This window comes from Brevundimonas sp. NPDC046655, assembly GCF_044901625.1.
Classification (GTDB): Bacteria; Pseudomonadota; Alphaproteobacteria; order Caulobacterales; family Caulobacteraceae; genus Brevundimonas.
Genome location: NZ_JBJDPV010000004.1, coordinates 164196 through 176948, shown reverse-complemented (window position 1 = coordinate 176948; position 12753 = coordinate 164196). Strand labels below are relative to the sequence as shown.

Genomic DNA, 12753 nt, shown 5'->3' with positions numbered 1-12753 from the left:
CGACCGGCAGCGCCCTTCTTCTTGCGCTCATGTAGGAGCCGCCGCGCGGCTCGCTTTAGCGCCCTTCCAACCTAGTGCCGGAAGACGCGCACGCCGGTAAAGGCCACGGCGATGCCGCGTTCGTCGGCGGCGGCGATGACTTCCTCGTCGCGGATCGAACCGCCCGGCTGGATCACCGCCGTGGCGCCGGCGGCGACAGCTTCCAGCAGGCCGTCGGCGAAGGGGAAGAAGGCTTCGGAGGCGCAGGCCGAACCCTCGGCCAGCGAATGGGCCAGACCCTTGGCCTCGCCGGCTTCCTTGGCGCGGATGGCGGCGATGCGGGCGCTGTCGCGACGGTTCATCTGGCCGGCGCCGATGCCCGCCGTCTGGCCGTCCTTGGCGTAGACGATGGCGTTGGACTTGACGTGCTTGGCCACGGTGAAGGCGAACAGCATGTCCTGGATCTCGGTCGGCGTCGGCTGACGACGGGTGACGATCTTCAGGTCTTCGGGCTTGATCAGGCTGCGGTCGCGCGACTGGACCAGGAAGCCGCCGGCCACCGAGCGGAAGACCTCGCCCGCGCCGTGCGGGTCGGGCAGGCCGTCGGTGATCAGCAGGCGCAGGTTCTTCTTGGCGGCGAAGACGGCCTTGGCCTCGTCGTCGGCGCCGGGGGCGATGACCACCTCGGTGAAGATGCCGGTGATGGCGCGGGCGTCCTCGCCGTTCAGCGGGCGGTTGACGGCGATGACTCCCCCAAAAGCGGAGACCGCATCGCATTCCAGCGCGCGGGCATAGGCTTCCGCCAGGGTGTGGCCCACGGCCACGCCGCAGGGGTTGGCGTGCTTGACGATGACGCAGGCCGGGGCCTCGAACTCGGCCACCAGCTCATAGGCGGCGTCGGCGTCGGCGATGTTGTTGTAGCCCAGCTCCTTGCCCTGGACCTGTTCGGCATAGGCCACGCCCGGACGCTTCTCGCCGGTGCGGTAGAAGGCGCCGGTCTGATGCGGGTTCTCGCCGTAGCGCAGGGTCTGGGCCAGGGAGCCGGCGATCGACTTGCGGGCCGGGGCGGCGTCGTTCAGCTGAGCGGCGAACCAGCCGGAAACGGCGGCGTCATAGGCGGCGGTGCGGGCGAAGGCGCGGGCGGCCAGTTGCTTGCGCAGGGCCAGCGTGGTCGAACCCTCGGCCTTCAGGGCCTCGACGATCAGGCCGATGCTCTCGCCGTCGACGGCGACGGCGACGTGGCCGTGGTTCTTGGAGCCCGAGCGGATCATGGCCGGGCCGCCGATGTCGATGTTCTCGATGGCCGCTTCAAAGCCGCCGCCGCCCTCGACCGTCTTCTCGAACGGATAGAGGTCGATCCAGACGATATCGATGGCGCCGATATTGTGCTCGGTCATGGCGGCGGCGTGGGTCGGGGCGTTACGCACGCCCAGCAGGCCGCCGTGGACGACGGGGTGCAGGGTCTTGACCCGGCCGTCCATCATTTCCGGGAAGCCGGTCAGATCGGCCACGTCCTTGACCGGCAGGCCGAAGCCGGCGATCGCCGCCTTGGTGCCGCCGGTCGAGACCAGCTCGACGCCGAGGCCGGCGAGGGTGCGCGCCGCGTCTTCCAGCCCCGCCTTGTCCGACAATGAAATCAGGGCGCGGACAGGTTTGATCGCGTCCGGGGCGGGCGGAAAGTCGGGAGCGGCGGGCATGGGCGGCGTCCGTTAACAGCTGGGGCGGGGAGATGGCGCGGCCTCTAGCACCATCGAGGCGCGGCGTCAGCCCTTGCCCCGACTCAAGGCCCAACCCTTCCGTCATCCTCGGGCTTGACCCGAGGATCGCGTTGTCCATCACTCGACGTTCCATGAACGAGCGCCGCCCCTTCATTGCGACCTACATCCTGGCCAGCCGTCCGCTCGGCGTCCTCTACGTCGGCATGACGTCGAACATTACGAACGCATCCGCCAGCATCGCGAGGACAGGGTCGAAGGCTTCGCTCAACGCTACGGCTGCAAGACCCTGGTCTGGTACGAGACGCACAGCTTCGTCGCCGAGGCGATCCGGCGCGAGAAGGCGCTGAAGCGCTGGAACCGCACATGGAAGCTGGAGCTGGTCGAGAAAACCAACCCGGCGTGGCAGGATCTCTATACCAGCCTGTTCGGACTGGGGCCCGATCCTCGGGTCAAGCCCGAGGATGACGGAGGGGGAGATGTCGAGGCATTCCTGAAGGGACTCGACGAAATCTAGTGCGGATCGCCCGCCGCGCCCGCCGGGCTCAGCTTCCAGCGGATCTTGGTGTCGGCGTCGGTGCGGGCGGAGCCGCGGACGACGATCTGCAGAGAGCGCCGCGTCAGGCCCTCGTCGACGTGGACGGCGGGTTCGATGGCGACGTCGGGGCCGTCGCTGCGGAACCACCAGCCGCGTCCCGAATGGCCGCGCAGCAGGATGGAGCGGCGGTCGCGGGCCAAGGAGGCCTGAACGCCCGGCTCCAGCTGGAAGCGCAGGGCGTAGGGGGCGGCGATGGCGCGGGTCACTTCGGGGCGGCCTTCCGGCGGATGCAGCCGCTCCTCGGCGCGCAGTTCGTCAAGGCGCTGATCCAGATAGAGGCGGCGCTGATGCATCAGGCCGTACTGAGCCATCCAGCCGTCGTGCTCGACCTCGAGCCAGACGGCGCCGTCGCCTTCGCGGTGGTCGCGGGTGACGTGCAGGGCCGGGCCGATCAGGCGCGGGCCGAGCAGTTCGGCCTTCCAGCCTGACAGGGGCTCGCCCAGAGGCTGTTCGCCCAGCGTCAGGGTCGAGGCGCCCGGCGTCAGGCGCAGGGCCTGACGGTCGAGCGCGCGCGGGGTCCATCCCGCCGAGGTGAACAGGCGGTCGCGACCGCAGACGACTTCCAGCGCGGCCGGTTGACCGCAGGCGGCGGCCGACCAGGCGCCGCGCGCCGGGGCCTCGACATCGACCATGACGGTCAGCAGGGGGCTGGAGACGCGCACCAGACCGCCGACGGCGCCGCTGGCGGGCGGAGCGGGCGTGTCGTCATGGGCGCGGGCGGCGGCGACACGCTCGGGCGTCGAAGGCCCGCCGCCCTGGAAGGCGGCCAGGCGACCGTCGGGCAGGGCCAGGACGCGAAGGCTGGTCGTCAGGCGCGAGATGGCGGCGGCGACCGGCTCAGGCGTCGGCTCGGACAACTGGGCCAGGGCGTCGTCCAAGGTCAGAAGGTCAAGCAGCAGCTCCAGACCCATTTCCGGGGCGCGGGCGGCGTGATGGCCGTCGGCGGCGACGGCGGCCTCCAGCGCGGCGGGCAGGCGCTTCAGGGCGGTGCGACGGATGCCGGCGCCGGCCTTGCCGGCCAGGGCGCAGCCGGCTACGGCGGCGGCGGTCAGGCGCTCGGCCCGGCCCATCAGGCCGCCGGGAGGGCGGAGCAACTGACGCGCCTGACGCGCCAGAATGTCGGTCAGACGCAGACGCTCAGGCTCGGTCGCCACCCCGGCCAGACGCCGCCCGGCGCAGGCCAGATGGTAGGTGCGCCGCGCCAGAATGTCGGGATCCCAGGAGAAGGGCGACCAGCGGTTGAACAGGTCGTCCCAGGCCAGGGTCAGGGCCAGGGCCTCGCGCGCGCCGCGATCGCCGTGGGCCATCATCTCGGGCATCCAGACGAAGGCGTGCAGTTCGACGGCGAAGGCGCGGCTGGGGGTGGGGCGGTTCCACAGGTCGGCGGGCCCCTCGGCGTCGAGGCTGAGCCCGGCCAGGGTGAAGCGGCCCGACAGCAGGGGGCGCGGGGCCTCTTCGCGCAGGGGGCGGAAGTCGCGCGGGCTGACTGCGAAACCGTCGGCGCGGGCGCCCTTCAGGGTCCAGGTGTAGCCGGGCAGACCGTAGAGCTCGATCCACAGCTGGCGCGCGGCCAGTTGTCCGGCGACGGCGGCCCACAGGGCGGGGTCGGCCTTGGGCCCCCCGGCGGCGCGCACCGGGGTGCGGACCGGCGCGCCCTTGAGGCCGGGGATGTGGCCCTCGGTCAGGCCGCCTTCTGTTTCGCGCGGGGCGAAGGGGCCGAGGGGGCTCACGCGGCGGCGGCTTTCAGGGCCTGGATGTTGGCGGCGTAGGCGTCCGGCCCGCCCTTGAAGACGAAGGAGCCCGCGACCAGGGCGTCGGCCCCGGCGGAGAGGCAGGCCCCGGCGTTGGCGGCGACCACGCCGCCGTCGACCTGCAGATGGGCCCTGGATCCGGCGCGCTCGAGAATGGCGCGGGCGCGCTCGATCTTCTTCAGCGAGGACTCGATGAATTTCTGACCGCCGAAGCCGGGGTTCACCGACATGATCAGCACCAGGTCGACCAGGTCGACGGCCTCTTCCAGCACGCTCAGCGGCGTGGCCGGGTTGAAGACCAGACCGGCCTTGGCGCCCAGCTGGCGGATATGGCCGAGCGTCCGGTGGACGTGAGGACCGCTTTCGGGGTGGACGCTCATGATGTCGGCGCCGGCAGCGCGATAGGCCTCCAGCCAGTTGTCGACGGGGGCCACCATCAGGTGGACGTCGAACGGCAGGCGGGTGTGGGGACGCAGGGCCTTCACCACATCCGGGCCGATGGTCAGGTTGGGCACAAAGTGGCCGTCCATCACATCGACATGGATCCAGTCGGCGCCCGCGGCCTCCAGCGCGCGGACCTCTTCGCCCAGCCTGGCGAAGTCGCTGGCGAGGATGGAGGGGCAGATCAGCGGGGCGCTTGCGGCGGCGGTCTGGGTCATGGTTCTGCGACTTACGGCCATGAGGCGCGGGGGGCAAGCCGGGCCGCTGACGCAGGGATGGGACACGCGACGGCGACGGGTGTTCATTGGCGCTTCGCGAACGGTCGGCGGTGGTTGTTGGCGAAGGCGAAGCGGTCAGGGACGCAAGGCCGCTGGCGGGGTGCGGCGGGGCGGGGGAGGAAGGGGGCGACTTCTTCGCCATGCCCTCAAGGACATCCGCCATGATCCGCTCCCTCGCCGTCGCCGCCGTTCTGGCTCTTGCATCTCCCGCCCTGGCGCAGAACGCCGACAATCGTCTGACCCTGACCTTCGAGACGGGCGCGGAGACCGGCGCGGTTCTGGTCGCCCTCTACGACAGCGAGGCCGCCTATGAGGGCGGACAGCCGGCGCGCGTGGCCCAGGTCGATGTGGCGGCGGGCCAACGCGAGGCCGTGTTCGACCTGCCCGCCGGGACCTACGGCATGAAGGCCGTCCACGACGTCAACGGCAACGGCAAGATGGACGTCAATCCGTTCGGCATGCCCAGCGAACCCTTCGCCTTCTCCAACAATGCTGTCGGCAACATGGGTCCGGCCAAGTGGGACCGCGCCCGCTTCGAGGTCTCCGGCGTCACGGCCCAGACCATCCGCATCCGCTAAGTCTTGATGTTCGGAGAGACCGCCATGACCCCGACCCGTCGCACCCTGTTCATGGGCGCCGCCGCGCTCGCGGCCGCCCGCGTCCTGACCCCCGACCGGGCCTATGCCGCGCAGGCGATGAGCGCGACCGCCGACTGGTCGCTGGCCACCGCCGACGTCGAGAGCGACGTGGCGCCGCGCGCCCTGCGTCTGGTGCACGGCCGGGCGCCCGCCGGCCTGTCGGGCAGCCTCTATCGCAACGGTCCGGCCAAGTTCCGGCGGCCCGGCGGCTCGTCACAGCACTGGTTCGACGGCGACGGCCTGATCCGCCGCTGGCGGGTGCAGGACGGGCAGGCGACCTTGGCCGCCCGCTTCGCCGACACGCCCAAGCGCCGTCAGGAGGCCGAGGTCGGGGCCATGCTGATGCCGGGCTTCGGCACGGTGGCCGATCCGCGCGCCCGGATCGGCTCGGCTGACGACGCCAGCCCGGCCAACACCTCGGTGCACAAGGTCGGCGGCAAGCTGTGGGCCCTGTGGGAGGCGGGCTCGCCCCTGGCCATGGACCCGGAGACGCTTGAAACCGAGGGCTTTGTCGCCCTGCGTCCCGACCTGAAGAACATGCCCTTCCTGGCCCACCCGCGCATCGAGCCGGACGGGCGTATCTGGAACCTGGGCGTGAGCGGACGCCAGGCCATGGTCTGGCGACTGGCGGCGAGCGGCGCCCTGGAGGCGGCCGAGCTCATCGCCCTGCCGCGCGCCAGCTATATCCACGACTTCAGCGCCACGGCCAGGCATCTGGTCATCGTCCTGCAGCCCTGGGTCCATTCGCGCAACGTCATGCCCGTTTCGGCCGCCTTCGAGTGGACGCCGCAGGCCGGGACGCAGATTCTGGTGATCGACAAGGCCGACCTGACGCAGCGGCGGATCTATGAGCTGCCGCCCTTCGGCTTCTTCCACGCGGGTGACGCCTGGGAGGAGGCGGACGGCACGATCCGCCTCGATCTGTGGGCCCACAAGGACATGGATTTCGCCGCGCGCGGCGCCCATGAGGTGCTGAACGGCGTGCCCCTCGGTCATGACCCCGCCGAACTGGCCATGGTGGTGCTGGAGCCGAACGGGCGCGGGCGGCTGGAGCGGACCGGGGTGGTGGGGGAGTTCCCGCGGAGTGACCCGCGTCGCGCCGGTCTGGCGCGTCGTTTCAGCCTGCACACCACGGGCGAGCGCGCCGACCGGCCCCTGGCCTCGGCCGTGGCCGTCACCGACTGGCGCTCGGGCCGCACGCGATCGTTCGACTTCGGCCCCGGCCATGTGACCGACGAGATGGTCTATGTGCCCAAGCCCGGCGGCGTGCACGAGGCCGAGGCCTGGCTGGTCGGGCCGACCATCAACCTGAAGGCGGGGGTCAGCGAACTGCACGTCCTGGATCTGATGCACGTCGAGGACGGCCCCGTCGCCACCTGGCGCGCCGACGTGGCCCTGCCGGCGGCGTTTCATGGGAACTGGGTGTGAGGGGCGAGGGCGGCTTTGCGGGGGAACTTCGGTTCACGACCTATTGCGGACGGGAACACAGCAATCCAAATTCGCTCGATGTCGACCCAAGATAGCCTGACTATAGGGGACCGTGTGCGGCTTGGTGGCGGCTATGAACCCGATCCCGCTTGGCTGTCCGGTCGGACATCGGTTCTTGGCACGGTGAGCCAGTTCATACCCGGTCAGAATGGATCGCGTGCCGTCGTGGTCCAGCTCGACGAACCAATCAGTGGCAAAAGCCTGTCTGGTTCGACGGTCGTGCTTCAGCTTCGGTATGTCGATGCGAAATGGGAGCCGACCGAGACCGTACACGTCGAACTGTGCGATGTCACTCCCGAGCCGAAGGTCTGGAAAGATCGGCGTCAGGGTGAATGGATCGAAAGTCACGCCACTTATCGCTTGGTTTCTGGCTGACCATTGGGCCCGCCAACCTCCCACGGCAGACCTCGGGGTGCAATCACCACCACCCCGCCTCGCGCAGGGCCTTGGCGTAGCGACGGCTGACCGGAGCGACGGCGCCGCCGTCCAGGGTCAGGGCGGCGCGGCCGTCGCCGCGGGCGACGGAGGCGACGGCGTCCTTGGCCACCCACCAGCTGCGGTGGGTCTGGGCGCCTTCCAGACCTTCCAGTTCGGTGAGGGCGTCGGACAGGCGCATCAGGATCAGGTCAGACCCCCGATCCGTGTGCAGGCGCAGGTAGTGGTCCTCGGCCTGAACCGCGATCAGGCGGGCGCCGCGCAGTTTTGGCGGCAGGCGCTCGAGAAAGCGGGCGGGCGCGGCGCCGGGGGCCGAGGCGTGGGTCTCGACCGGGCGCTCACGGCCCAGAAAGACGTTGAGGACGCTGAGCACGGCGGTGATCAGCAGCACCGCCGGCAGGAAGTTGACCAACACCCCGATCGGCAGCAGGCGCTGATAGAAGAACAGGCCCGTCGCGGCCCAGACGCCCAGGGTCAAGGGACCGGTGATTACCGCCGTGAGGATCGCCGCCGTCATCCACGGCCGGGCGTCTGGATCGATGAAACGCGTGACCAGGGCGCCGCAGGCGTGACCCCACAGGCCGCCCAGCACCAGCATGGCGATCCAGTAGACCAGGCGCTGGCCCAGCGGGGTTCCGCCCGAGCCGAACGCGCCGCTGAAGGCCAGGAAGGCGCCGGCGACGACGGCGACGATCAGGCCGCGCGCGATGTCGCGCGCCTTGCCCTCAAGCAGGCTGGGCATCAGGCGCTCGTTTTCGAACCGCAGACGGCGCGGAAGCCGGCGGCGGCGAAGCGCACCATGTAGTCGCAGGCGCTGTCCAGGTCGCCGGACTTGCACAGGCCGCCGGACAGGCGGTCCAGACGCCCGGTCTCGCCCAGCGTCAGGGTCAGGGCGCCCGAAAGGTTGTGCCAGGCCCAGTAGAGGTCCTCGTCGCGCGCTTCGGGATGGATGCGCTTGACCAGTTCCAGCAGGCGGCGAATGGCCGGGTCGAAATAGCGGGCCATGGTCTCGCCGCCGAAGGCCGGGTTGGCGTTGGTCTGGGCCACCAGGGCGGCGTAGTGTTTCCACCCCGGTCCGCCCTTGAGCGACCACTGGAAGGGCGGTCGCAGGAAGGCTTCGAACAGGCCCTCCAGGGTCATGGCCTCGCCCGCGGCCTCGGCGTAGCGGTCGACGGCGGCGACCCGCTCGTTGTTCCAGACCTCGGCGCGACGGATGAAGACGGCGTCGAACAGCTCTTTCTTGGCCCCGAAGTAGTAGTGGACCAGGGCCGTATCCACGCCCGCCTCGCGCGCCACCTCGCGGATGGTGACGCCATAGAAGCCGTGCTTGGAGAACAGATCCTCGGCGGCGTTCAGAATGGCGTCGCGGGTCTCGCCCGCCGCGGCGGTCTTCGTCTTCTTGGGGCGACCGCGTCGCGCCGGGGCGGCGGTGACGGGCGGAAGGGCCGGGGCGAGGTCGTCGTCGGATTTCATGCGCGCAAGCTAGTCGTGCTTCGACCCTGAGTGCAACGGCGCCACAGGGGCGGCGGATTTGCGGCGGCCTTCAGCGTGGCCGTTTGACAGACCGGTGAAAGATCGGCACCTTCCGTGAAAATCATTGAACGCTGAATAAAAGCGTCGATTGGGCTGGAAATCAGGATTGGGATCCAAATGAACAGACTCGTGAAGACCGTCTTGCTGGCGGGCGCCGCCTGGGGCGCGCTCTCGGCCTCGGCCGTGGCGCAGGAAGCCTCGACCGAGACCCAGGTCTCCAGCATCGACGACGTCGTCGTCACCGCGCGCCGTCGCGAGGAAACCCTGAAGGACGTGCCGGTCTCGGTCTCGGCCCTGGGCGCCGAGCGTCTGGAAGAAACCGGCGCGACCGACATCACCGCCCTGCAGCAGCAGACCCCGAACGCCACGGTTCAGGTTGCGCGCGGCTCGAACTCGACCCTGATCTCCTTCATCCGCGGCATCGGCCAGCAGGACCCGCTGTGGGGCTTCGAGCCCGGCGTCGGCCTCTATGTGGACGACGTCTATGTGGCCCGTCCCCAGGGCGCGGTGCTGGACATCTTCGACATCCAGCGCATCGAGGTGCTGCGCGGCCCGCAAGGTTCGCTGTACGGGCGCAACACCGTCGGCGGCGCCATCAAGTACGTCACCTCGCGTCTGGACCCGGATTCGCCGGAACTGACCCTGCGCGGCGCCTACGGCAGCTACAACCAGGTTGACCTGCTGGCCCAGGGCTCGATGCCCGTCACCGACAAGCTGCGCATCGGCGGCGCTATCGCCAGCTACAACCGCGACGGCTACGGCGAGAACCTGAACACGGGCGCCGAGCACTACAACAAGGACGTTCTGGCCGGTCGCGTCAGCGTCGAATTCCAGCCCTACGACAACGCCTTCTTCCGCCTGGCCTACGACCGGGTCGAGGACAAGTCGAACCCGCGTCACGGCCACCGCGAACTGGCCGGCGTCGGCCCGGGCTCCGGCGTCCCCGGCAGCGTCTATGACACCTACGCCGGCCTCGGCGACCGGAACAAGGTGACGACCGAAGGCGTGTCGCTGACCGCCCAGGTCGATCTCAACGACGTCTGGTCGTTCAAGTCGATCACCGCCTATCGCACCGGCGACACCGACACCCTGATCGATTTCGACAATACGCCCGCGCCGACGCTGGACGTGCCGGCCGTCTACGGCGACCGCCAGTTCACCCAGGAATTCCAGGCCCTGTTCAGCACGGACCGGATCCAGGGCGTCGCCGGCCTCTTCTATCTGGACGGCACCGCCTCGGGAGCCTTCGACACCATCGCCCAGAACTTCGGCATCGTCATCGGCACCGCCGGCTATGTCGAGACGACCAGCATCGCCCTGTTCACCGATGTGAACCTGGACCTGACGGACCGTCTGCACCTGGGTCTGGGCGCCCGCTACACGATGGACGACAAGACCGGTCACGTCTTCCGCGCCAACTATCTGGGCGCGACCCGCAGCCCGCTGCTGGGCGGCACGGCGCGCAACCCCATCCTGCTGCGCACCGACTACACGCGCTCGAACACCTTCGACCAGTTCACGCCCAAGGCCTCGCTGTCCTATGACTTCTCGGACCGCCTGACCGGCTACGCCTCCTATTCGAAGGGCTTCAAGTCGGGCGGCTTCGACATGCGCGGCGACGCCATCCTGACGCCGAACACGGTCAACGGCTATCAGCCCGAAACGGTCGACTCCTATGAAATCGGCCTGAAGGGTTCGGCCTTCGACCGCCGCCTGAGCTTCGCCTCGGCCATCTTCTACAACGAGTATCAGGACCAGCAGGTCACCACCCAGGTTCCGGCCGTGGGCGGCATCGCCAGCTTCGTCGACAACGTCGGCTCGTCCAAGTTCTTCGGCGCCGAAGTGGAGGGCGCTCTGATCCTGACGGACAGCCTGACGGCCAACTTCGCCGTGGGCTACCTCGACTCCAAGTTCGAGGAGTTCCTGCGCTACAATCTGACGACGCAGAAGTACGAGGACATCTCGAGCCTGGTGGTGCTGCAGAACGCGCCGAAGTGGACGGGCTATCTGGGCCTGACCTGGCGCGGCGACGTGGCCGGCGGTTCTCTGGCGGTGACCCCGTCGGTCAGCTACCGCGACGACTACAGCCAGTTCGAGTTCCCCAACCCCGTGCTGGACCAGGACGCCTTCGCCCTGGTCGACCTGTCGGTGGTCTGGACGGATCCGAGCCGCACCTGGACTGTCGGCGTCTACGGCAAGAACCTGACGGACGAGGAATATCGCGTCGGCGGCTACAACTTCGCCGGCGCCGCCTACAACAACTCGCTGATCGGCTACTACGGCCCGCCGCGCACGGTCACGGCCTCGCTGCAGTACAAGTTCTGATCGGGACTTCTCTCCTGAGCGCCTGATCATCTGATCGCGGGCGGCGGTTCCGACTAGAGCCGCCGCCCTTTTTCTTTTGGCGTCCTCGAACGACGCCGCTACCGTCCGTTCAAACAGAACAAGCCCGAGGGGGGCACGCCATGACCACGTCCGAGGCTGCAGCGCCCGAGGAGGCCGGCGATAAGGCCGTCTCCCCCGGCTATCGCTATTATGTGCTGGGGATCCTGATCCTCATCTACATGCTGAACTTCCTGGACCGGCAGATCATCGGCATCCTGGCGGCGCCGCTGAAGGCCGAGTTCGGGCTGTCCGACAGCCAGTTCGGCCTGCTGGGCGGTCTGGCTTTCGCCCTGCTCTATTCGACCCTGGCCATCCCGATCGCCTGGCTGGCGGACCGGGTCAGCCGGGTGTGGATCATGACCGCCGCCCTGACCATCTGGTCGGGTTTCACCGCCCTGTGCGGGGTGGCGGGCAGCTTCGGCCAGCTGTTCCTGTGCCGGATGGGGGTGGGCATCGGCGAGGCGGGCGGCGTGGCTCCGGCCTATTCGCTGATCGCCGACTACTTCCCCAAGTCGCAGCGTGCGCGGGCGCTCGCCGCCTATGCCTTCGGCATTCCGCTCGGCATGGCCGCGGGCACCCTGGTCGGGGGTCTGCTGGCGGCGACCTATGGCTGGCGTACGGCCTTCATCGTCGTGGGCGTTCTGGGCGTCCTGGTCGCGCCGATCCTGCGCCTGACGGTCAAGGACCCCAAGCGCGGGGGTCTGGACGCCCCGGCCGCCGTCGCGCCCGCTGCCGCGCCGGTCGTGCAGAAGGCCCCGCCGTTCGGCGAGGTGGTGCGCACCCTGGCGCCCAAGCCGAGCTTCTGGCTGCTGGCCTTCGGCGCCGCATCGTCATCCGTGTGCGGTTACGGCGTCGCCGCCTGGCTGCCCAGCTTCTTCATGCGCAGCTTCGGCCTGACCCTGTCGCAGACCGCCTGGTATTATTCGGCCATCGTCATGGTCGGCGGCGTGGCCGGCATCTGGCTGGGCGGGGTCATGGCCGACCGCCTGGGCAAGAAGTCCAAGGGCGCCTATCCGCTGACGCCCGCGATCGCCTTCCTGATTTCGGTGCCCTGCTTCCTGCTGGCGATGAACTCCGGCGCCCTGGTCGGGGCGGTGATGCCGGGCGCCAATCCGAACGGGGCGGCGGCGCTGACCCTGGCCTTCCTGATCTTCCTGATCCCGACGGGGCTGAACCTGACCTGGCTGGGACCGATCACGGCGGCGGTGCAGCATCTGGGGACCCCGGCCATGCGCACCACGGCCTCGGCCCTCTTCCTGCTGATCAACAACCTGCTGGGGATCGCCGTCGGCATCTACTACTTCGGCTGGATGTCGGATCTGCTGCGCCCGACCTTCGGCGAGGAGAGCCTGCGCTGGGCCATCTATACGGGGATGGGCTTCTACCTGCTGTCCTCGGCCCTGCTGTTCGGCGCCTCGCGCACCCTCAAGAAGGACTGGGTCGACTGATCCAGCCCAGCTTGGGCCATAGGAAAAGGCTCTGACGGCCATAAGGAGGGGGGCGGTTGCGCAG

General features: G+C 69.4%; 11 protein-coding genes. 6 read left to right on the top strand and 5 right to left on the bottom strand.

Annotated elements, in window-relative coordinates:
* Positions 1–71: 71 nt before the first annotated feature.
* Positions 72–1676, bottom strand: a complete 1605-nt coding sequence (gene purH / locus ACI2KI_RS12560; protein WP_404620526.1) for a bifunctional phosphoribosylaminoimidazolecarboxamide formyltransferase/IMP cyclohydrolase — start codon at positions 1674–1676, stop codon at positions 72–74.
* Positions 1677–1923: 247 nt separating this feature from the next.
* Between purH and ACI2KI_RS12555 the strand changes: the two genes are divergently transcribed.
* Entirely contained in the window at positions 1924–2211 is a 288-nt protein-coding gene (locus ACI2KI_RS12555) for a hypothetical protein (protein WP_404620863.1), read from the top strand.
* On the opposite strand, the gene ACI2KI_RS12550 is transcribed toward ACI2KI_RS12555, so the two are convergent.
* Positions 2208–4022 carry a heparinase II/III family protein gene (locus ACI2KI_RS12550; RefSeq protein ID WP_404620524.1) on the bottom strand — a complete coding sequence of 605 codons (1815 nt, stop codon included), beginning with the start codon at positions 4020–4022 and terminating at the stop codon, positions 2208–2210. The two genes, ACI2KI_RS12555 and ACI2KI_RS12550, sit on opposite strands and share 4 nt — an antisense overlap.
* Positions 4019–4702: a ribulose-phosphate 3-epimerase gene (gene rpe / locus ACI2KI_RS12545; protein ID WP_404620522.1), complete on the bottom strand. Its 684-nt coding sequence runs from the start codon at positions 4700–4702 to the stop codon at positions 4019–4021. Before rpe ends, ACI2KI_RS12550 begins: the two co-directional genes overlap by 4 nt.
* A 221-nt stretch (positions 4703–4923) precedes the next feature.
* On the opposite strand from rpe, the gene ACI2KI_RS12540 reads away from it, so the two are divergent.
* From ACI2KI_RS12540 to ACI2KI_RS12530, 3 genes are all read left to right on the top strand, one after another.
* The gene (locus ACI2KI_RS12540) at positions 4924–5340 is read left to right on the top strand and encodes a DUF2141 domain-containing protein (RefSeq protein WP_404620520.1); all 417 of its coding nucleotides are present in this window, start codon (positions 4924–4926) and stop codon (positions 5338–5340) included.
* Positions 5341–5364: 24 nt separating this feature from the next.
* On the top strand, positions 5365–6828 hold the full coding sequence (locus tag ACI2KI_RS12535) for a carotenoid oxygenase family protein (protein ID WP_404620518.1): 1464 nt from the start codon (positions 5365–5367) through the stop codon (positions 6826–6828).
* A gap of 78 nt (positions 6829–6906) precedes the next feature.
* Positions 6907–7263 (top strand): hypothetical protein, encoded by a 357-nt coding sequence (locus ACI2KI_RS12530; protein WP_404620516.1) that lies wholly within the window; start codon positions 6907–6909, stop codon positions 7261–7263.
* Positions 7264–7306: 43 nt separating this feature from the next.
* Here ACI2KI_RS12530 and ACI2KI_RS12525 read toward each other — a convergent pair whose 3' ends face one another.
* Positions 7307–8065, bottom strand: a complete 759-nt coding sequence (locus ACI2KI_RS12525; protein ID WP_404620514.1) for a LytTR family DNA-binding domain-containing protein — start codon at positions 8063–8065, stop codon at positions 7307–7309.
* Positions 8065–8796 carry a TetR/AcrR family transcriptional regulator gene (locus tag ACI2KI_RS12520; protein ID WP_404620512.1) on the bottom strand — a complete coding sequence of 244 codons (732 nt, stop codon included), beginning with the start codon at positions 8794–8796 and terminating at the stop codon, positions 8065–8067. The genes ACI2KI_RS12525 and ACI2KI_RS12520 overlap by 1 nt, the downstream gene beginning before the upstream one ends.
* 177 nt (positions 8797–8973) lie before the next feature.
* On the opposite strand from ACI2KI_RS12520, the gene ACI2KI_RS12515 reads away from it, so the two are divergent.
* Together ACI2KI_RS12515 and ACI2KI_RS12510 are read left to right on the top strand one after the other, a co-directional pair.
* Positions 8974–11181, top strand: coding sequence for a TonB-dependent receptor (locus ACI2KI_RS12515; RefSeq protein WP_404620510.1), 2208 nt, complete (start codon positions 8974–8976; stop codon positions 11179–11181).
* A 140-nt stretch (positions 11182–11321) separates the two neighbouring features.
* Positions 11322–12689 carry a spinster family MFS transporter gene (locus tag ACI2KI_RS12510; RefSeq protein ID WP_404620508.1) on the top strand — a complete coding sequence of 456 codons (1368 nt, stop codon included), beginning with the start codon at positions 11322–11324 and terminating at the stop codon, positions 12687–12689.
* Positions 12690–12753 lie beyond the last annotated feature (64 nt).

Bases quoted from the DNA above. Each gene is read 5' to 3' on its own strand.
- ACI2KI_RS12535 (WP_404620518.1), top strand. From the start codon at position 5,365: ATGACCCCGACCCGTCGCACCCTGTTCATGGGCGCCGCCGCGCTCGCG.
- ACI2KI_RS12515 (WP_404620510.1), top strand. From the start codon at position 8,974: ATGAACAGACTCGTGAAGACCGTCTTGCTGGCGGGCGCCGCCTGGGGC.
- ACI2KI_RS12540 (WP_404620520.1), top strand. From the start codon at position 4,924: ATGATCCGCTCCCTCGCCGTCGCCGCCGTTCTGGCTCTTGCATCTCCC.
- purH (WP_404620526.1), bottom strand. From the start codon at position 1,676: ATGCCCGCCGCTCCCGACTTTCCGCCCGCCCCGGACGCGATCAAACCT.
- ACI2KI_RS12510 (WP_404620508.1), top strand. From the start codon at position 11,322: ATGACCACGTCCGAGGCTGCAGCGCCCGAGGAGGCCGGCGATAAGGCC.
- ACI2KI_RS12520 (WP_404620512.1), bottom strand. From the start codon at position 8,796: ATGAAATCCGACGACGACCTCGCCCCGGCCCTTCCGCCCGTCACCGCC.
- ACI2KI_RS12525 (WP_404620514.1), bottom strand. From the start codon at position 8,065: ATGCCCAGCCTGCTTGAGGGCAAGGCGCGCGACATCGCGCGCGGCCTG.
- rpe (WP_404620522.1), bottom strand. From the start codon at position 4,702: ATGACCCAGACCGCCGCCGCAAGCGCCCCGCTGATCTGCCCCTCCATC.
- ACI2KI_RS12530 (WP_404620516.1), top strand. From the start codon at position 6,907: ATGTCGACCCAAGATAGCCTGACTATAGGGGACCGTGTGCGGCTTGGT.